This is a genomic window from Streptomyces sp. Q2 (assembly GCF_056820935.1).
The window spans coordinates 411,212-429,274 of record NZ_JBXEJE010000001.1 but is presented as its reverse complement, the minus strand read 5'-3'; the positions used below and the strand labels follow the sequence as shown (position 1 = coordinate 429,274).

The following is an 18,063-nucleotide window of genomic DNA, read 5'->3' as shown; positions in this document are numbered from 1 at the left end:
GGGGCCGCCCCGGAACCTAAGTCCGGGGGCGGCCCCTCTCGCACGTAACGCTTACGCGTCCTTGCTCAGGTTGGGACCAGCCCCACCGGCCGCCTGCTCGATCGGCGGAACGTCCGGCAGTGCCGACTTCTCCTCACCCCGGAAGGTGAAGGTCGCGGTCTCGCCCTCGCCCTCGGTGTCCACGACCACGATGTGACCGGGACGCAGCTCGCCGAAAAGGATCTTCTCCGAGAGCGAGTCCTCGATCTCGCGCTGGATGGTGCGACGCAGCGGACGCGCACCCAGCACGGGGTCGTAACCCTTCTTGGACAGCAGCTCCTTGGCCGACTGGGAGAGCTCGATGCCCATGTCCCGGTCCTTGAGGCGCTCGTCCACCTTGCCGATCATCAGGTCGACGATCCGCAGGATGTCCTCCTGCGTCAGCTGCGGGAAGACGACCACGTCGTCGACGCGGTTGAGGAACTCGGGGCGGAAGTGCTGCTTGAGCTCGTCCGAGACCTTGTTCTTCATGCGCTCGTAGTTCGACTTCTTGTCGCCCGAGGCCGCGAAGCCCAGGTTGAAGCCCTTGGAGATGTCCCGGGTGCCGAGGTTGGTCGTCATGATGATGACCGTGTTCTTGAAGTCCACGACCCGGCCCTGGGAGTCGGTCAGACGACCGTCCTCCAGGATCTGCAACAGCGAGTTGAAGATGTCCGGGTGGGCCTTCTCGACCTCGTCGAAGAGGACGACGGAGAACGGCTTGCGGCGGACCTTCTCGGTCAGCTGGCCGCCCTCTTCGTAGCCCACGTATCCGGGGGGCGAACCGAAGAGACGCGACACCGTGTGCTTCTCGCTGAACTCCGACATGTCGAGGGAGATCAGCGCGTCCTCGTCGCCGAAGAGGAACTCGGCGAGCGCCTTGGACAGCTCGGTCTTACCGACACCGGACGGGCCGGCGAAGATGAACGAACCACCGGGACGCTTCGGGTCCTTCAGACCGGCACGCGTACGACGGATCGCCTTCGACAGCGCCTTGACGGCGTCGACCTGGCCGATGACCCGCTTGTGGAGCTCGTCCTCCATGCGCAGCAGACGCGAGGACTCCTCCTCGGTCAGCTTGAAGACCGGAATGCCGGTGGCGGTCGCGAGGACCTCGGCGATCAGCTCGCCGTCGACCTCGGCGACGACGTCCATGTCGCCGGCCTTCCACTCCTTCTCCCGCTTGGCCTTCGCGGCGAGGAGCTGCTTCTCCTTGTCGCGCAGGGAGGCGGCCTTCTCGAAGTCCTGCGAGTCGATCGCGGACTCCTTGTCGCGGCGGACGCCGGCGATCTTCTCGTCGAACTCGCGCAGGTCCGGCGGCGCGGTCATCCGGCGGATGCGCATCCGGGAGCCGGCCTCGTCGATCAGGTCGATCGCCTTGTCCGGCAGGAAGCGGTCCGAGATGTACCGGTCGGCCAGGGTGGCGGCCTGGACCAGCGCCTCGTCCGTGATGGAGACCCGGTGGTGGGCCTCGTACCGGTCGCGCAGACCCTTGAGGATCTCGATGGTGTGCGGCAGGGACGGCTCCGCGACCTGGATGGGCTGGAAGCGGCGCTCGAGGGCCGCGTCCTTCTCCAGGTGCTTGCGGTACTCGTCCAGCGTGGTCGCACCGATGGTCTGCAGCTCACCGCGGGCCAGCATCGGCTTCAGGATCGAGGCCGCGTCGATGGCGCCCTCGGCGGCACCCGCACCGACCAGCGTGTGCAGCTCGTCGATGAACAGGATGATGTCGCCGCGGGTGCGGATCTCCTTGAGGACCTTCTTCAGGCGCTCTTCGAAGTCACCGCGGTAGCGGGAGCCGGCGACCAGGGCGCCGAGGTCCAGGGTGTAGAGGTGCTTGTCCTTGAGGGTCTCGGGCACCTCGCCCTTGACGATGGCCTGGGCGAGGCCCTCGACGACGGCGGTCTTGCCGACGCCGGGCTCACCGATCAGGACCGGGTTGTTCTTGGTACGGCGGGACAGCACCTGCATGACCCGCTCGATCTCCTTCTCGCGCCCGATGACCGGGTCGAGCTTGGATTCACGAGCGGCCTGGGTGAGGTTCCGGCCGAACTGGTCGAGGACCAGGGACGTCGAGGGCGTGCCCTCGGCAGGCCCGCCGGCGGTGGCGGTCTCCTTGCCCTGGTATCCGGAGAGCAGCTGGATGACCTGCTGCCGCACCCGGTTGAGATCTGCGCCCAGCTTGACCAGGACCTGGGCGGCGACGCCCTCGCCCTCACGAATCAGGCCGAGCAGGATGTGCTCCGTGCCGATGTAGTTGTGGCCCAGCTGAAGGGCCTCGCGGAGCGACAGCTCCAGGACCTTCTTGGCACGGGGGGTGAAGGGGATGTGGCCGGACGGGGCCTGCTGCCCCTGCCCGATGATCTCCTCCACCTGCTGGCGGACCGCCTCGAGCGAAATCCCGAGGCTCTCAAGGGCCTTGGCGGCGACACCCTCACCCTCGTGGATCAGGCCCAGGAGGATGTGCTCGGTGCCGATGTAGTTGTGGTTGAGCATCCGGGCTTCTTCCTGAGCCAGGACGACAACCCGCCGCGCGCGGTCGGTGAACCTCTCGAACATCGTTAATCGCTCCTCAGAGCGGTCAGGCAGTGGGGGGAACTTCCCCTCCCTGTCCTTCCGCAGCTTAGTCCCGCAAGCGGGGACCGCTCATTCCAACTGCCGACACCGTCCTTGGCCTCCTGACCCCGAACGCCGACATCTGCTCCAACCTGATGGTGCGAGACGATGTTCCCGCAGGCCAAGCAGTTACCCCTACCATCAGTACGCCGATGGCGAACGTGAGACGGCCTGTCCTGCGTGTCGCCCCCTCCCACTAGGGATGTCTTACCCGCTGGGACTGACACTCCATGCCGCGCGGCCTGATTCGCTCCGCTATGGGCGAACAAGCTCGGGCCTCCCCGAACCCGCGGAGGCCGCCTTTTCCGGCACTCTGCGCATTCCCCGGCACACTCAGCGTAACTCGCGGGCTCTTTCGACTGTTGCACTTGGCATGGTTGGCACCCTCCCCTCGGTCACCACCGACGTCACCACCGTTCCTCGCCCCCGGCGGTCGCTCGATTCGAGCGATCAGGTCCGCCGGTGGTACGAGAACGAACTGGGCTGGCCGACAGTGCCCGCGCACCCGGAATCCCCCGCAAACGGGGTGCCGGGAACGCCCGGGGGACCACCACGGGCACCGGGGACTCCGGTACGGCTCTGCGTGGGCCTGCGTTTCGACGTGCTCGACGTACCGGCCGAGGCGGGTCACGCGGCGCTTCGCCACCTGGTGCCGGGCTCCCCGGTGGCCCTGCAGGGGGACCGGATGCGGCTGCTGGTGGCCGCGGGCAGTGCGGAGGAGCTGCCCGGAGTCCTGGACTGGCTGGAGTGGGGAGCGGTGACGCTCGACCTCACGGCGATCGGCGAGGGCGGCGTGATGGACGCGCCGCTGCCGCCGGGCCGGCGCTGCCCGGGAGCCGTGCAGGGGGCCGCCGTATGGCTGCGGCCCCCCGAGCCCGGGTACGAGGTCGAGGCCTCGCTGCCGACGTTGTCGGCCGTGGGGGGCGGAGGGGGCGCCCCCGATCTCGCACGAGTGGTGGACACGATGGCCGCACAGTGCCATCGCCTGCGGCTGCGGCGCGCATGCGCCGGTCAGCTCGCCTGCTCGTAAGTGCCGTAGGCCGTGATCAGCCGTTGGCGTCCTCGTATGCCTTGCGAATGGTCGCCGGAACGCGGCCACGGTCATTGACCTCGTAACCGTTCTCCTTGGCCCACGCGCGAATCTGCGCGGTGTCCTGGCTGCCACCGGAAGCGACACGCGCCTTTCCGCGCCCGCCCGAAGTGCGGCCTCCGGTGCGACGGCCGCCCTTCACGTAAGGGTCGAGAAGGCCACGCAGCTTGTCCGCATTGGCGGTCGTGAGATCGATCTCGTACGTCTTGCCGTCCAGCGCGAACGTGACGGTCTCGTCCGCCTCGCCGCCGTCGATGTCATCGACAAGAAGGACCTGAACCTTCTGTGCCACCGGATTTCCTTTCATCCATAACTTCTGGGTCGGGGGTCGCGGCGTCCGCCGTTTCGCCTGTCCCCTGTTATATGCAGTACTGCAGTACGTCGGAAAGCAAACCGCTTTTGCCGGAAAAACACAAACCCCCGGCAGAGACTGCCGGGGCCGCTACAGTCCGGAAACATGCGCGTTTCGGACATAGGGAACCTGGGCAGGGCGAGTCCCGCCCGGAATAGCCATCCCTTGCGGACCCTTGTCTTGTCGTCCCTTGGCGCCTTGTCCGGCCGGGCGATCACAGATGCAGAAGCATCCGACTGTTGCCCAAGGTGTTCGGTTTCACCCGTTCGAGACCGAGGAACTCTGCCACGCCTTCGTCATAGGAACGCAGTAGCTCGGCGTAGACATCGGTGTCAACAGGTGTCTCACCGATCTCGACGAAGCCGTGCTTGCCGAAGAAGTCCACTTCGAAGGTCAGACAGAAAACGCGCCGAACGCCGAGCCAGCGCGCGGTGTGCAGCAACTTCTCCAGCAACTGATGACCGACACCGGCGCCCTTCAGTCCGGGCTTCACTGCGAGAGTCCGGACTTCCGCGAGGTCTTCCCACATCACGTGCAGGGCGCCACAGCCGACGACCTCGGCGTTGTCGTCCCGTTCGGCGACCCAGAACTCCTGGATGTCCTCGTAAAGCGTGACCATCGCTTTGTCGAGCAGGATGCCGCCGCGGACGTACGCGTCAAGGAGTCGTCGTACGGCCTGGACATCGCCGGTGCGGGCCCGCCGGACGGTGATGGCTTTTGCGGTGACTTCGGGACTCTCCGCGGAGGCACTCTCCGCTGAGCTCTCTGCTGACATGTGCGGACGCTATCGTTCGTCGCCCTCCGCCGCCGAGCCGGGGTTCTCCTCGCCGGTTTGAGCGCCGGCCGGCGGAGCGGCTTCGGGCGTTTCCGGTCCCTGTACGATCCGGACGGCGTCCCTCAGGGCGATCCGCTGCTCCTCGCTCATCATCCCGAAGAAGGCGACGAGAGCGGCGGCGGGGTTGTCGCTCTGCGACCAGGCGTCGTTCATCAGCGCGGCGGCGTAGGCGGCTCGGGTGGAGACCGCCTCATATCGATAGGCCCGGCCTTCCGCCTCACGGCGCACCCAGCCCTTCTGATGGAGATTGTCCAAAACGGTCATCACCGTGGTGTAGGCGATGGACCGTTCCTGCTGAAGGTCTTCCAGGACTTCTCGAACGGTGACCGGGCGGTTCCACTTCCACACCCGCGTCATCACCGCGTCTTCGAGTTCTCCCAATGGGCGAGGCACACCTCAGCACAATAGTGGGAGTTCCCGGCATTGGCGTCGGGGACGTGCGCTTTCATCGACAAACAACACAAAAAGGGCGCACGGCTCGAGAAATCCACGAGCCGTACGCCGGTGAGAGTGGTCCCTCAGGCCTCGGTCCTGGCCGGGGCGGAGGCCTGGCGGGCGCCGTCCGCGCGCGCGAGGACGGCGTCCACGGCCGCGTCCTCCTTGGCCTTGTTGGCGCCACCCTGGGTCTTCACGATCACCCGGATCACACCGATGAAGAACACGGCCATGACGACCGGGGGCACGAGCGCGGAGACGTAGTCCATGCGTCCAGAGTAGCCACGGGCCGAAGGACGACCGGGCCGGGGTGGGGCGAAACGGGCCGGAACCCCTTCAGCCGGCGGCACGCTGCTGCGTGTCGGCGGGCGGTGGCGCCGGCTTGCGGCGGGGGAAGACCTCGCCAGGGGTGGGAATGGGCCGCGCGGGCTTGGGGGTCTCGGGCCCCGCCGGCTTGGGGGCGGGCCGCTCGGGCTGTGCGGGCCGCTCGGCGGGTTTCTGCGCGGGCTTCTTGACGGGGCCCGGGGCGGGTTCCTTGGCGAGCCCGCCACCGAGATGCCCGGCATCCCGGTCGGCGGCCGAGCTCTCGAGGGCCGTCGGGAGTCCGGCCGCGGAGAGTCCCCCTGGCAGCGCCAGGAGGCGGGTACGGGAGGCGGGCACCGTCGGGGCGGGCCGAACCGCCGTGCGCCCCCCTCGGCGGGCCAGGCGGGCGCGTACGTCCTGCTCGGCCAGGGCCTGGCAGCGGCGCAGCAGGGTGGCCGCGACCGGGTTGCCCCGCAGGGCCCGAAGCGCGGCCAGATCGTCGGGTTCCGGGCGGTACCCGGCGCTGAGCGCCTCCTCAAGGAGTGTGAGGTAACCGGCGGCTGTGCCGGGCAGGGCGGCGCGGTAGCGGGCGAGGTCGGCCACCAGGAAGGCACGCAGCCGGGCGCCCTCACGCGTCGCCTCGTCGAGGGACTCGGCGAGGCGGAGGCATTCCTGAACGTCCTCGGCCGAGGCGGGCGTGGGGTGCAGGGCGAGGGCGAGAGCGCGGCGGAGCACACGCAGCTCCTCCACACCGAACGCCATGCCGCCGCGGGATCCGTATGGCGTGGGCATGCGGCGACGATACGCGCTAATCAGACAAATTCGACATAAGTCGGCCGGGTGTGGCGCGGGGAGCCACCCAGGCGGACGCGCCCGGCTCCCGGGGGCGGCGAGGGCGAGGAACACCCGGCGCCGACCCCCACACCGCCGCTCACATGCGGGACACGTTCCGCTCGTAGACCAAGCGCAGCCCGATCAACGTCAGCCACGGCTCATGCTCGTCGATCACGGAGGACTCCCCCAGCACCATCGGTGCCAGTCCTCCCGTGGCGATCACCGTCACCTCCTCCGGGTCCTCCGCGAGCTCCCGGGCCATACGGCTCACCACGCCGTCCACCTGGCCCGCGAACCCGTAGATGATTCCCGCCTGCATGGCCTCGACCGTGTTCTTGCCGATGACGCTGCGCGGCCGGGCCACCTCGATCTTCCGGAGCTGCGCGCCCTTGACGCCCAACGCCTCGACGGAGATCTCGATACCGGGCGCGATGACACCACCGACGTACTCCCCGCGCGCGGACACCGCGTCGAAGGTCGTGGCCGTACCGAAGTCCACGACGATCGCGGGCCCCCCGTACAGCTCGACCGCGGCGACCGCGTTGATGATCCGGTCCGCGCCGACCTCCTTGGGGTTGTCGGTCAGGATCGGCACGCCGGTCTTGACGCCCGGCTCGACGAGCACGGCCGGCACGTCGCCGTAGTACCGCCGTGTCACCTCGCGCAGCTCGTGCAGCACGGACGGAACCGTCGCGCAGATGGCGATGCCGTCGATGCCGTCACCCAGTTCGTCTCCCAGGAGCGGGTGCATGCCCATCAGGCCCTGAAGGAGGACCGCCAGCTCGTCCGCCGTCCGGCGGGCGTCCGTCGAGATCCGCCAGTGCTCGACGATGTCCTCGCCGTCGAACAGACCCAGAACCGTGTGCGTGTTGCCTACGTCGATCGTGAGGAGCATCGCGACTACTCCGCCTCACGCAGGTCCAGGCCGATGTCCAGGATCGGCGAGGAGTGGGTCAGGGCGCCCACGGCGAGGTAGTCGACGCCGGTGTCCGCGTACGACTTGGCGTTGTCGAGGGTGAGCCGCCCCGAGGCCTCCAGCGCGGCACGCCCGTGGACGAGGGCCACCGCCTCCTCGCACTCCCCCGGGGTGAAGTTGTCCAGGAGGATCAGGTCGGCCCCGGCGTCCACGACCTCGCGCAGCTGGTGCAGGGTGTCGACCTCGACCTCGATCGGCACCTCCGGGAAGGCCTCCCGTACGGCCTCGAAGGCCTGCGCGACACCGCCCGCGGCGACCACGTGGTTGTCCTTGACCAGAGCCGCGTCGGACAGCGACATGCGGTGGTTGACGCCGCCGCCGCAGCGCACCGCGTACTTCTCCAGGGAGCGCAGTCCAGGCGTCGTCTTGCGGGTGTCCCGCACGCGCGCCTTGGTGCCCTCCAGGAGGTCCGCCCACGCGCGCGTGGCGGTCGCGATGCCCGACATGCGGCACACGAGGTTGAGCGCGCTGCGTTCGGCGGTGAGCAGGTCACGCGTGCGCGTGGTGACCGACAGGAGCTTCTGCCCGGCCTCCACGCGGTCGCCGTCCTCCACGTGCCGCTCGACCTCGAACTCGTCCATGCAGACGACCGAGACGACCGCTTCGGCGACCCTCAGGCCCGCGACGACGCCCGCCTCGCGCGCGACGAAGTCGGCGGTGGCCACGGCGGCCTCGGGGATGGTCGCGACCGTCGTCACGTCCACTCCGTGGTCGAGGTCCTCCTGGATGGCGACGTTGGCGATGTCCTCGACCTCCACGGGGTCGAGTCCCGCGTCGGCCAGGAGCTGTGCGAGCGCGGGGTCGAGCCCGCACTCCGCGTACTCTTCGTAGCCCTCTTCGGCGTCGGCGCCACAGGCACAGCCGTCGCCGCAGCCGCCGCTGCGGGCGAGGGGAAGGTCGGGGGTGCTCACTTCTGTCACTGCTCCTGGGGACGGTGGGGCTGCTGGTGCCGGGTCGGGGGGAAGTCTGGGGTGTCCGTGGTGTGTACGGCCAGCGTCCGGTCGGGATTCAGCCGTACGACGATGTGTCGCCGCCATGTCGTGTCGTCGCGCTCGGCGTGGTCCTCACGCCAGTGGCAGCCGCGGGTCTCCTCGCGCAGGCGGGCGGCGGCGACCAGGACGCGGGCCACGCACAGGAGGTTGGTGGCCTCCCAGGTGTCGACGCCGGGCTCGGCGGTCTTGCCGTTCTCGTCGAGGGCGTCCCGGGCGTCGGCGTGGAGCCGCTGGAGGGCGTCCGCGGCGGTCGCGAGGGACTCGGCCGAGCGCAGGACGCCCGCGCCCCGGGTCATGGTCCGCTGGATCAGGAACCGGGCCTCGGGCGCGAGCAGGGGGTGGGCGGGCTTCTCGGGGTGCTCGACGGGCACCGGCACACGCGCGTGGAGGCCGTTCTCCGCCCGGCGCGCCGCGATGTCGGCGGCGATGCGCTCGGCGTAGACGAGGCCCTCCAGGAGGGAGTTCGACGCCAGCCTGTTGGCGCCGTGCACGCCGGTGCAGGCGACCTCACCGCACGCGTACAGGCCGGGGACGGTCGTACGGCCCTGGGGATCGGTGCGGACGCCGCCCGAGGCGTAGTGGGCGGCCGGGGCGACCGGGATGGGCTCGTGGACCGGGTCGATGCCGTGGGCGCGGCAGGCGGCGAGGATCGTCGGGAAGCGGTGCTCCCACATGTGGGCGCCGAAGTGCCGGGCGTCCAGGAACATGTGCTCGGCGTCCTGCTCCTGCATGCGGCGCATGATGCCCTTGGCGACGATGTCCCGGGGCGCGAGTTCGGCGAGTTCGTGCTGGCCGGCCATGAAGCGCACACCGTCGGCGTCCACCAGGTGGGCGCCCTCGCCGCGTACCGCCTCGGAGACCAGGGGCTGCTGGCCCTCCGCGTCCGCACCCAGGAACAGCACGGTCGGGTGGAACTGCACGAATTCGAGGTCCGAGACCTCCGCCCCGGCCCGCAGGGCGAGCGCGACGCCGTCACCGGTCGACACGGACGGGTTGGTGGTCGCCGAGAAGACCTGGCCCATGCCGCCGGTCGCGAGGACGACCGCGGGGGCGTGTACGGCGCCCACGCCGTCGTGCTGGCCCTCGCCCATGACGTGCAGGGTCACGCCCGCGGTGCGGCCGTCGGCGTCCGTGAGGAGGTCCAGGACGAGTGCGTTCTCGATCGTGCGAAGGCCACGCGCGCGTACCGCCTCGACGAGCGCCCGGGAGATCTCCGCGCCGGTCGCGTCACCGCCCGCGTGGGCGATGCGGCGGCGGTGGTGGCCGCCCTCGCGGGTGAGCTCCAGGCGGCCTTCCTCGGACTCGTCGAAGTGGGCACCGGTCTCGATGAGCCTGCGGACGGCGTCGGGCCCCTCGGTGACGAGGATCCGTACGGCCTCCTCGTCGCACAGGCCCGCGCCCGCCACCAGCGTGTCGTCCTGGTGCTGTTCGGGTGTGTCCCCGTCGCCAAGGGCCGCGGCGATGCCGCCCTGCGCCCAGCGCGTGGAGCCGTCGTCGAGGCGGGCCTTGGTGACGACGACCGTCCGCAGGCCTTCGGACTCGCAGCGCAGTGCGGCGGTGAGGCCGGCGACGCCGGAGCCGACGACGACCACGTCGGCGTCGATGGACCAGCCCGGGGCGGGCGCGTGCAGTCGTATGCCTGTGCTGGTCACGAGGCGGCTCCGAAGGTGAGGGGGATGTTGTCGATCAACCGGGTCGTCCCGACCCGGGCGGCGACGGCGAGGACGGCCTCGCCGGTGAAGTCGTCCTCGATCTCGGTGAAGTCGGACGGGTCGACGAGGGCCAGGTAGTCCAGCGCGAGCGGCGGGTTCAGCCGGCCGGCGTCGTCGAGGACCAGGCGGGCGGCCGCGCGGACGGCCGCGGGGCCGCCCGTGGGGTCGGGGCGACGCGCGGCGTCCTGGCCGGGGGCGGTGGCGGGCGACGTGCGGGCCTTGGCGACGGCGTGGGTGTCGGCCGCCGCGCGGGACTCCCCTATGGCACTCAGCGCTTCGGCACGCGCGTGCGTGGCGGGCACTTCACGCGCCCGCGCGCGCAGCGCCTCCTGGGCCGCGTGCCGGTCGCGGCCCGCGAACAGCGCGCGGGACAGCGTGAGCGCCGTGCGCCGCTCCTCCGGCTTGAGGTAGCGGTTGCGGCTGGACAGGGCGAGGCCGTCCTCCTCGCGCACGGTCGGTACGCCGACGATCTCGACGCCGAAGTTCAGGTCCCGCGCCATGCGGCGGATCAGCGCGAGCTGCTGTGCGTCCTTCTGGCCGTACAGGGCGACGTCGGGGCGGGTGAGGTGCAGCAGCTTGGCGACGACGGTGAGCATGCCGTCGAAGTGGCCGGGGCGCGAGGCGCCCTCCAGTCGCTCCCCCATGGGGCCGGCGCTGATGCGGACCTGGGGCTCGCCGCCCGGGTAGACCTCCTCGACGCCGGGCGCGAACACGGCGTCGGCGCCCGAATCCTCGGCGGTCTTGAGGTCGGCGTCCAGGGTGCGCGGATAGCGGTCGAGGTCCTCGCCCTTGCCGAACTGCAGCGGGTTCACGAAGACGGTGACCACGACCTCGCCGTCCGGTCCCGCGATCTCGCGGGCGGTGCGGATCAGGGTGGCGTGGCCCTCGTGCAGGGCGCCCATGGTCATCACGACGGCGCGGCGGCCCACGCGCACGCGTGCGTGCAGCTCGTCGGCGGTACGCAGCAGGGCGGTGGTCATCGGGCGTCCCCTTCGGTGCCGTCGGTTCCGGTGGTCCCGGTGGTCCCGTCGGCGAGTACCCCGAGGAGGTCCTCCGCGAGTTCCGGTTTCAGCAGTCCGTGGGCGAGTGCCCGGTCCGCGGTCGCGCGCGCCATCGCCAGGTAGCCGGCGACGGTCTGCGGGGCGTGCCTGCGCAGCTCGGTGACGTGGGCGGCGACGGTGCCCGCGTCCCCGCGCGCGACGGGGCCGGTGAGGGCCGAGTCGCCGGAGCGCAGGGCGTTGTCGAGGGCGGCGCCGAGCAGTGGGCCGAGCATCCGGTCGGGGGCGGTGACGCCGGCCGTGCGCAGCAGTTCCATGGACTGGGCGACCAGCGTCACCAGGTGGTTGGCGCCCAGCGCGAGGGCCGCGTGGTAGAGCGGCCGGTTCTCCTCGGCGATCCACTCCGGTTCGCCGCCCATCTCGATGACGAGCGCCTCGGCGGCCAGCCTCAGCTGGTCGGGGGCGGTGACGCCGAAGGAGCAGCCGGCCAGGCGCTGGACGTCGACGGCGGTGCCGGTGAAGGTCATCGCCGGGTGCAGGGCCAGGGGCAGCGCGCCCGCGCGCAGGGCGGGGTCCAGGACCTTCGCGCCGTACCGCCCGGAGGTGTGCACGAGCAGCTGCCCGGGCCGTACGGCCCCGGTCTCGGCGAGGCCCTCGACGAGGCCGGGCAGCGCGTCGTCGGGGACGGTCAGCAGCACCAGGTCGGCACGCCCCAGGACTTCGGCGGGCGTGACGATCGGCACGTCGGGCAGCATCTGCGCGGCGCGCCTCCTGGAGGCGTCGGAGACCCCGGAGACGGCCACCGGGCGGTGTCCGGCGAGTTGCAGGGACGCGGCCAGTGCGGGGCCCACCCGGCCGGCGCCCACGACGCCGACGGTGAGCCGCGCGGGGCGGTCCTTGGGATCTGGCTGGTGGACTGTACTCACGCGACGGCGGCCTTCCCGTTCCAGTCCGCTCTGGGTACCGGACGATTTCTCGTCATGTTAACGCGATCGGTTCCGGGGGCGTCCGGTTGTCCACAGGCTGTGGGTTTCGCGGGCGCCCGGGCGCCCCTGACGGAACGACGGAAATCGCGTGCCCTCGCGGACCGCCGCACGGCATGATCCGAAGCATGACGGACACGGCGGAACAGGGCGGGGAACAGTCGGCGCAGGAGCGGCTGCGGGAGCGGCGGGCGGCCGCCTGCCTGGGGGCGGAGCGCGCCCTGTCCCGAGCGGGGTTCCGCGGCACCCTGCGCGAACGGCTCGCCTGGCTGCAGGAGGCGGCGCCCCAGGTGTACGACCTCGACGAGCCCGGCGACATGTACGGCAACCGGATCGTGGAGGCCCTGGAGGACCGCGTCGCCGCGCTGCTGGGCATGGAGGCGGCCGCGTTCTTCCCGACCGGCACCATGGCCCAGCAGATCGCCCTGCGCTGCTGGGCGGGCCGTACCGGCAACCCGACCGTGGCGCTGCACGCGCTGGCCCACCCCGAGGTGCACGAAAGAGGCGCGCTCAGCGAGGTCGCCGGGCTGCGTCCGGTCCGCCTGACGAGCGAGCCCCGGCTGCCGACCGCCGAGGAGGTGCGCGACTTCGAGGAGCCCTTCGGGGCACTGATGCTGGAACTGCCCCTCAGGGACGCCGGTTTCCTGCTGCCCTCCTGGGAGGAACTGACGGAGGTGGTGGCGGCGGCGCGCGAGCGCGACGCGGTGGTGCATTTCGACGGCGCGCGCCTGTGGGAGTCCACCGTCCACTTCGGCCGCCCCCTGGACGAGATCGCGGCGCTGGCGGACAGCGTCTACGTGTCGTTCTACAAGTCCCTCGACGGCTTCGGCGGCGCCGCGCTGGCCGGCCCGAGGACCCTTGTGGAGGAGGCGAAGACGTGGCGGCACCGGTACGGCGGCATGATCTTCCAGCAGTTCCCCACGGTGCTGTCGGCGCTCGTCGGCCTGGAACGCGAGCTGCCCCGGCTGCCGAAGTACGTGTCCCACGCGCGCGTGGTCGCCGCCGCGCTGCGCGAGGGCTTCGCCGAGACCGGCGTGCCGTGGGCGCGCGTCTTCCCCGAACAGCCGCACACCCACGAGTTCCAGGTCTGGCTGCCGTACGACCCGGACGTCCTCTCCGAGGCGGCCGTACGGCAGGCCGAGCAGACGAAGACCCTGCTCTTCGGCGTTCCCTGGAGCCTGGGCGGGCCGGGTCTGGGCATCACCGAGGTCACCGTGCGCGCCGACGGCCTCGAATGGACGGCCGACGACGTGAAGGCGGCGGTCGCGGACTTCGTCGCGCGGGTGACCGAGGTGGCCGGCGAAGCCGGGGAATCGACCGAGGCGGTCAGCACGTAGACCGCGGCTGCGGCCACCGGCCCAGGGTCTGGCGGACCCGCCCGAGGGCCGGGCGCTCGGCGATGGCCGCACGGCACTGGCCGAAGGCGCGCGGCTCGCGCACGACCTGCCGGCCGTGCGCGCCGGGCGGGGGCGGCGCGGGCTCGGCGAGGCGCTGGGACTCCTGGATGGATGCTCCGCCAAAGCGGTGACCAGAGGCGGGGACCTGCCTCAGCCGTGCCCGCCCGCCCGGACCAGCCCCGTCTCGTACGCCAGCACCACCACCTGCACGCGGTCCCGCAGCCCGAGCTTGGTCAGGATGCGGCCCACATGGGTCTTCACGGTCGCCTCGGACAGCACGAGCCGGGCCGCGATCTCGCCGTTGGACAGGCCCTGGGCGACCAGCACCATGACCTCGCGCTCGCGGTCGGTGAGCCGCTCCAGCTCCTTGAACTGGGGCGCCTTGCCGGCGCTGGGCAGCATCGGCGCGAAGCGGTCGAGCAGGCGGCGCGTGGTCGAGGGCGCCACCACCGCGTCACCGCTGTGCACCGCGCGGATGGCGGCCAGCAGCTCGCCGGGCGGCACGTCCTTGAGCATGAAGCCGGAGGCGCCGGCCTTCAGCCCGGAGAAGGCGTACTCGTCCAGGTCGAAGGTGGTCAGGATGAGGACCTTCGGGGGGTCGGACTCCAAGCAGATACGGCGGGTCGTCTCCACCCCGTCCAGCTTCGGCATGCGCACGTCCATCAGCACGACGTCGACGGCGGTCGAGCGCAGCACCTGGAGGGCCTCGACACCGTCGCCCGCCTCCGCGACGACCTCCATGTCCGGCTGGGCGGCGAGCACCATCCGGAACCCGGTGCGCAGCAGCACCTGGTCGTCGACGAGCATCACGCGGATCGTCATCGGGGCCTCTCTTTTTGCGGGAATGTGCGGGAATGTGCGGGATTCGTTTTTTGCAGGGGGTCGTTAGCAGGTCGTTACAGGTGTCAACGAAAGACGTGCGTGGGTGTCAATGCGCTGCTTTCAGCGGGAGCAGGGCACTGATGCGGAATCCTCCGCCGGGGCGTGGGCCCGCGTCCAGGGTGCCGCCGACCATGCCGACCCGCTCACGCATGCCGATCAGGCCGTGACCGGCACCGTCGGCGCCGCCCTCCTCGTACAGCTCGTGCGGGGCGCCCTTGCCGTCGTCCTCGACGAGCAGACCGAGCCCGTCGTCGAAGTAGACCAGGCGGACGCTCGCACCCGCGTTCGGCCCGCCGTGCTTGCGGGTGTTGGTGAGCGCCTCCTGCACGATGCGGTAGGCGGTGAGCTCGACGCCGCTGGGCAGCGGCCGCGGGGTGCCCTCGATCTTGAAGTCGACGGGCAGACCGGAGCCCCGGCACTGCTCGACGAGTTCGTCGATCTGCTCGACGTCGGGCTGCGGGACGTACTCGCCGCCCTCCTGGTGCTCGCCGGTGCGCAGCACGCCCAGCAGGCGGCGCATCTCGGCGAGGGCCTGGCGGCCGGTGGAGGAGATCGTCTCCAGGGCCTTCTTGGCCTGGTCGGGAGCGGCGTCGAGGACGTAGGCGGCGCCGTCGGCCTGCACCACCATCACCGACACGTTGTGCGCGACCACATCGTGCAGCTCGCGCGCGATCCGGGCGCGCTCGGCGGCGACCGCGACCTTGGACTGTGCCTCGCGCTCCTTCTCCAGGCGCGCGGCCCGCTCCTCCAGCTGCGCGAAGTAGGCGCGGCGGGTGCGGATCGAGTCGCCGAGCACCCAGGCCAGCGCGAACGGCACCGCCTGGAAGATCATCAACGCGAGGTTGCCCAGCACGCTCGTGTCCTGGTTCGGCCAGCGCAGTGTCGCCAGGGGCGCCGCGCACAGGCCCACGCCGAGCGCGAGCCGGGACGCCCAGCGGGCGCCGGTCGCGGCCACGGTGTAGACGATCACCAGCATGGCGAAGTCGGCGGCCGTGGTCTCCACGTTCAGCACGAGTTGCGCCGCGCCGAGGGCGATGGTCAGCAGCAGCATCTTCTCCGGCATGCGCCGCCGCAGGGCGATGACCAGGCACAGCAGGAGAACGATCGGGATGACGACCGTCGGGGAGTCGGTACCCCGCGCCTCCTGACGGGCGGTTTCGCCCACCACCGAGATCCCGAACAGGAAGACGGCCCAGAAGCTGTCGACCCACGTCGGGTGCCTGCGGAGGAAGTCATAGAGGCGTTGCACGTAACCCAGCGTAGGGAAGTGAGATGCGTGCAGGGGTCAACCGGAGGACCGATCCGTACCCGGCGCGCATACTCCGCAAGGTGGAGGCCCCGTTCCCCCGTACGCCTAACCTGACGGCGTGACGCAGGAGGAGACAGTGGGCGAATGGCTCGGCTGGCGGGTGGCGACGGAGGCCGCCCTGTACGGACCGGACGGTTTCTACCGCAGGCCCGAGGGGCCGGGCGCGCACTTCCGTACGTCCGTTCACGCGTCCCCGTTGTACGCCGAGGCGGTGGCCCGGCTGCTGTGCCGGGTCGACGAGTCGCTGGGGCGGCCCGATGCGCTGGACTTCGTCGACATGGCGGCGGGGCGGGGCGAGTTGGTCGCCGGTGTGCTGGCCGCGCTGCCCGCCGACGTGGCCTCCCGCGCGCGTGGGTACGCCGTCGAGGTCGCCGACCGGCCCGCCGGCCTCGATCACCGGATCGAGTGGCTGGCCGAGCCCCCGAAGGGGATCACCGGGCTGCTGTTCGCCAACGAGTGGCTGGACAACGTGCCCGTGGAGGTCGCCGAGGTCGACTCCGCGGGCGTACCGCGGCTGGTGCTCGTACGACGGGACGGGTCCGAGCGGCTCGGGGAGCCGGTCTGCGGTCCTGCGGCGCGGTGGCTCGCGCGCTGGTGGCCCCTGCCTGCCGAGGAGGGGCTGCGGGCGGAGATCGGCCTGCCAAGGGACGAGGCGTGGGCGGCGGCGGTCGCGACCGTCGGCCGGGGGCTCGCGGTGGCCGTGGACTACGCGCACGCCGCGGGCGCGCGGCCCCCGTTCGGCACGCTCACCGGCTTCCGGGAGGGACGCGAGACGGCGCCCGTGCCGGACGGATCGTGCGACCTCACGGCGCACGTCGCCCTGGACGCGTGCGCGCTCCCCGGTGGTCGTCTGCTGACCCAGGGCGACGCCTTGCGCGCCCTGGACATCTCGGGCGCACGCCCCCCGCTCGCGCTAGCGTCCACCCAGCCCGCGGCATACGTACGCGCCCTGGCGAGCGCCGGAGAGGCCGCCGAGCTCACGGCGACGGGCGGCCTCGGCGACTTCGGGTGGCTGCTCCAGCCGGTGAGGATCCCGGCCGCGCCCCTCGGCGGACTGCTTGCCGACGGCCCGCCTGCCGTCGGCTGACCTGCCGACGGCCGACCTACCGACAGCCGACCTATGGCAGCCGCACTGCCGGCGGCCCGCCTTCGGCGGCCTACTTGTCGATGTCCCCGACCACGAAGAACAGTGACCCCAGGATGGCCACCATGTCCGCCACCAGCGTGCCCGGCAGCAGCACCGCGAGGGCCTGGATGTTGTTGTACGAGGCGGAGCGCAGCTTCAGCCGGTACGGGGTCTTCTCGCCCTTGCTGACGAGGTAGTAGCCGTTGATGCCGAGCGGGTTCTCGGTCCACGCGTAGGTGTGGCCCTCGGGCGCCTTCAGGACCTTGGGGAGGCGCTGGTTGATCGGCCCGGGCGGCAGGCCGGCGAGCCTGTCCAGGCAGGCGTCCGCGAGGTCGAGGGCGTTGTGCGTCTGCTCCAGGAGGACCTCGAAGCGGGCCAGGCAGTCGCCCTCCGTCCGGGTCACCACTTTCAGGGTGTCCTGCAGCTGCCCGTAGGCCAGGTACGGCTCGTCGCGGCGCAGGTCGAAGTCGACGCCCGAGGCGCGCGCGATCGGCCCGCTCACGCCGTAGGCGTGCACGGCCTCCGGGGCGAGGACGCCCACGCCCCGCGTGCGCCCTCGGAAGATCTCGTTGCCGAGCACCAGATCGTCGTAGACGTCCATCCGTGAGCGCACGGAGGCGACGGCGGCACGCGCGCGTGAGGCCCATCCGGCCGGGAGGTCCTCCTTGAGGCCGCCGACGCGGTTGAACATGTAGTGCATGCGCCCGCCGGAGACCTCCTCCATGACGTTCTGGAGCGTCTCGCGCTCCCGGAACGCGTAGAAGACGGGGGTGATGCCGCCGAGCTCCAGGGGATAGGACCCGAGGAACATCATGTGGTTCAGCACCCGGTTCAGCTCCGCGAGCAGCGTGCGCGTCCACACCGCGCGCTCGGGGACCTCCATGCCGAGCATGCGCTCCACCCCGAGGACGACACCCAGCTCGTTCGAGAAGGCCGACAGCCAGTCGTGGCGGTTGGCGAGCATGATGATCTGGCGGTAGTCGCGCGCCTCGAAGAGCTTCTCCGCGCCGCGGTGCATGTAGCCGATCACCGGCTCCGCATGCTGGATACGTTCGCCGTCCAGCACCAGCCTGAGGCGTAGGACACCGTGGGTGGACGGGTGCTGGGGCCCGATGTTGAGCACCATGTCGGTGCTCTCCGCGGCGCCGCCGATACCGACCATGGTCTCCGTCGTAGGAGTCATGGACACAGTCTCTCCTACGTAC

At 71.2% G+C, this 18,063-nt stretch carries 17 protein-coding genes; 3 read left to right on the top strand and 14 right to left on the bottom strand.

Going from position 1 to position 18,063, the window contains the following annotated elements:
* Positions 1 to 51 precede the first annotated feature (51 nt).
* Positions 52 to 2,577, bottom strand: a complete 2,526-nt coding sequence (locus ACWBNA_RS02010; RefSeq protein ID WP_383864448.1) for an ATP-dependent Clp protease ATP-binding subunit — start codon at positions 2,575 to 2,577, stop codon at positions 52 to 54.
* Positions 2,578 to 3,007: 430 nt separating this feature from the next.
* On the opposite strand from ACWBNA_RS02010, the gene ACWBNA_RS02005 reads away from it, so the two are divergent.
* Positions 3,008 to 3,664 carry an SCO3374 family protein gene (locus tag ACWBNA_RS02005; RefSeq protein ID WP_482701609.1) on the top strand — a complete coding sequence of 219 codons (657 nt, stop codon included), beginning with the start codon at positions 3,008 to 3,010 and terminating at the stop codon, positions 3,662 to 3,664.
* 16 nt (positions 3,665 to 3,680) lie between these two features.
* On the opposite strand, the gene ACWBNA_RS02000 is transcribed toward ACWBNA_RS02005, so the two are convergent.
* The 10 genes from ACWBNA_RS02000 to ACWBNA_RS01955 form a co-directional block, all read right to left on the bottom strand.
* Positions 3,681 to 4,016, bottom strand: coding sequence for a histone-like nucleoid-structuring protein Lsr2 (locus ACWBNA_RS02000; protein WP_383864455.1), 336 nt, complete (start codon positions 4,014 to 4,016; stop codon positions 3,681 to 3,683).
* 274 nt (positions 4,017 to 4,290) lie between these two features.
* Positions 4,291 to 4,851, bottom strand: a complete 561-nt coding sequence (locus ACWBNA_RS01995) for an amino-acid N-acetyltransferase (RefSeq protein WP_217235025.1) — start codon at positions 4,849 to 4,851, stop codon at positions 4,291 to 4,293.
* A gap of 9 nt (positions 4,852 to 4,860) precedes the next feature.
* Positions 4,861 to 5,292, bottom strand: a complete 432-nt coding sequence (locus tag ACWBNA_RS01990; RefSeq protein WP_482701606.1) for a BlaI/MecI/CopY family transcriptional regulator — start codon at positions 5,290 to 5,292, stop codon at positions 4,861 to 4,863.
* A gap of 137 nt (positions 5,293 to 5,429) precedes the next feature.
* Complete coding sequence (locus ACWBNA_RS01985; RefSeq protein WP_482701605.1) at positions 5,430 to 5,615, bottom strand: hypothetical protein; 186 nt, start codon at positions 5,613 to 5,615, stop codon at positions 5,430 to 5,432.
* A 67-nt stretch (positions 5,616 to 5,682) separates the two neighbouring features.
* On the bottom strand, positions 5,683 to 6,411 hold the full coding sequence (locus ACWBNA_RS01980) for a hypothetical protein (protein WP_482701698.1): 729 nt from the start codon (positions 6,409 to 6,411) through the stop codon (positions 5,683 to 5,685).
* Between the two features lie 169 nt (positions 6,412 to 6,580).
* The gene (locus tag ACWBNA_RS01975; protein ID WP_383864464.1) at positions 6,581 to 7,378 is read right to left on the bottom strand and encodes a type III pantothenate kinase; all 798 of its coding nucleotides are present in this window, start codon (positions 7,376 to 7,378) and stop codon (positions 6,581 to 6,583) included.
* Between the two features lie 5 nt (positions 7,379 to 7,383).
* Positions 7,384 to 8,370, bottom strand: a complete 987-nt coding sequence (gene nadC, locus ACWBNA_RS01970) for a carboxylating nicotinate-nucleotide diphosphorylase (RefSeq protein ID WP_482701604.1) — start codon at positions 8,368 to 8,370, stop codon at positions 7,384 to 7,386.
* A gap of 5 nt (positions 8,371 to 8,375) precedes the next feature.
* Complete coding sequence (locus tag ACWBNA_RS01965) at positions 8,376 to 10,103, bottom strand: L-aspartate oxidase (protein WP_482701602.1); 1,728 nt, start codon at positions 10,101 to 10,103, stop codon at positions 8,376 to 8,378.
* Positions 10,100 to 11,143, bottom strand: a complete 1,044-nt coding sequence (panC, locus tag ACWBNA_RS01960; RefSeq protein ID WP_482701601.1) for a pantoate--beta-alanine ligase — start codon at positions 11,141 to 11,143, stop codon at positions 10,100 to 10,102. The genes ACWBNA_RS01965 and panC overlap by 4 nt, the downstream gene beginning before the upstream one ends.
* Positions 11,140 to 12,087: a Rossmann-like and DUF2520 domain-containing protein gene (locus tag ACWBNA_RS01955; RefSeq protein WP_482701599.1), complete on the bottom strand. Its 948-nt coding sequence runs from the start codon at positions 12,085 to 12,087 to the stop codon at positions 11,140 to 11,142. Before ACWBNA_RS01955 ends, panC begins: the two co-directional genes overlap by 4 nt.
* 185 nt (positions 12,088 to 12,272) lie before the next feature.
* On the opposite strand from ACWBNA_RS01955, the gene ACWBNA_RS01950 reads away from it, so the two are divergent.
* Complete coding sequence (locus ACWBNA_RS01950) at positions 12,273 to 13,481, top strand: threonine aldolase family protein (protein ID WP_482701597.1); 1,209 nt, start codon at positions 12,273 to 12,275, stop codon at positions 13,479 to 13,481.
* A 210-nt stretch (positions 13,482 to 13,691) separates the two neighbouring features.
* Here the strand turns inward: ACWBNA_RS01950 and ACWBNA_RS01945 are convergent, their stop codons facing one another.
* Complete coding sequence (locus ACWBNA_RS01945; RefSeq protein WP_482701595.1) at positions 13,692 to 14,363, bottom strand: response regulator; 672 nt, start codon at positions 14,361 to 14,363, stop codon at positions 13,692 to 13,694.
* Between the two features lie 106 nt (positions 14,364 to 14,469).
* Positions 14,470 to 15,672: a sensor histidine kinase gene (locus ACWBNA_RS01940; RefSeq protein ID WP_482701593.1), complete on the bottom strand. Its 1,203-nt coding sequence runs from the start codon at positions 15,670 to 15,672 to the stop codon at positions 14,470 to 14,472.
* Between the two features lie 118 nt (positions 15,673 to 15,790).
* Between ACWBNA_RS01940 and ACWBNA_RS01935 the strand changes: the two genes are divergently transcribed.
* Positions 15,791 to 16,819 (top strand): SAM-dependent methyltransferase, encoded by a 1,029-nt coding sequence (locus ACWBNA_RS01935; protein WP_482701591.1) that lies wholly within the window; start codon positions 15,791 to 15,793, stop codon positions 16,817 to 16,819.
* A 70-nt stretch (positions 16,820 to 16,889) separates the two neighbouring features.
* Here ACWBNA_RS01935 and ACWBNA_RS01930 read toward each other — a convergent pair whose 3' ends face one another.
* A complete protein-coding gene (locus ACWBNA_RS01930) occupies positions 16,890 to 18,041 on the bottom strand; it encodes an NADH-quinone oxidoreductase subunit D (RefSeq protein WP_482701589.1) in 1,152 nt (383 codons plus the stop codon).
* Between the last annotated feature and the right edge of the window lie 22 nt (positions 18,042 to 18,063).

Bases quoted from the DNA above. Each gene is read 5' to 3' on its own strand.
- ACWBNA_RS02010 (WP_383864448.1), bottom strand. From the start codon at position 2,577: ATGTTCGAGAGGTTCACCGACCGCGCGCGGCGGGTTGTCGTCCTGGCT.
- ACWBNA_RS02005 (WP_482701609.1), top strand. From the start codon at position 3,008: ATGGTTGGCACCCTCCCCTCGGTCACCACCGACGTCACCACCGTTCCT.
- ACWBNA_RS01995 (WP_217235025.1), bottom strand. From the start codon at position 4,851: ATGTCAGCAGAGAGCTCAGCGGAGAGTGCCTCCGCGGAGAGTCCCGAA.
- ACWBNA_RS01985 (WP_482701605.1), bottom strand. From the start codon at position 5,615: ATGGACTACGTCTCCGCGCTCGTGCCCCCGGTCGTCATGGCCGTGTTC.
- ACWBNA_RS01980 (WP_482701698.1), bottom strand. From the start codon at position 6,411: ATGGCGTTCGGTGTGGAGGAGCTGCGTGTGCTCCGCCGCGCTCTCGCC.
- ACWBNA_RS01975 (WP_383864464.1), bottom strand. From the start codon at position 7,378: ATGCTCCTCACGATCGACGTAGGCAACACGCACACGGTTCTGGGTCTG.
- panC (WP_482701601.1), bottom strand. From the start codon at position 11,143: ATGACCACCGCCCTGCTGCGTACCGCCGACGAGCTGCACGCACGCGTG.
- ACWBNA_RS01950 (WP_482701597.1), top strand. From the start codon at position 12,273: ATGACGGACACGGCGGAACAGGGCGGGGAACAGTCGGCGCAGGAGCGG.
- ACWBNA_RS01945 (WP_482701595.1), bottom strand. From the start codon at position 14,363: ATGACGATCCGCGTGATGCTCGTCGACGACCAGGTGCTGCTGCGCACC.
- ACWBNA_RS01930 (WP_482701589.1), bottom strand. From the start codon at position 18,041: ATGACTCCTACGACGGAGACCATGGTCGGTATCGGCGGCGCCGCGGAG.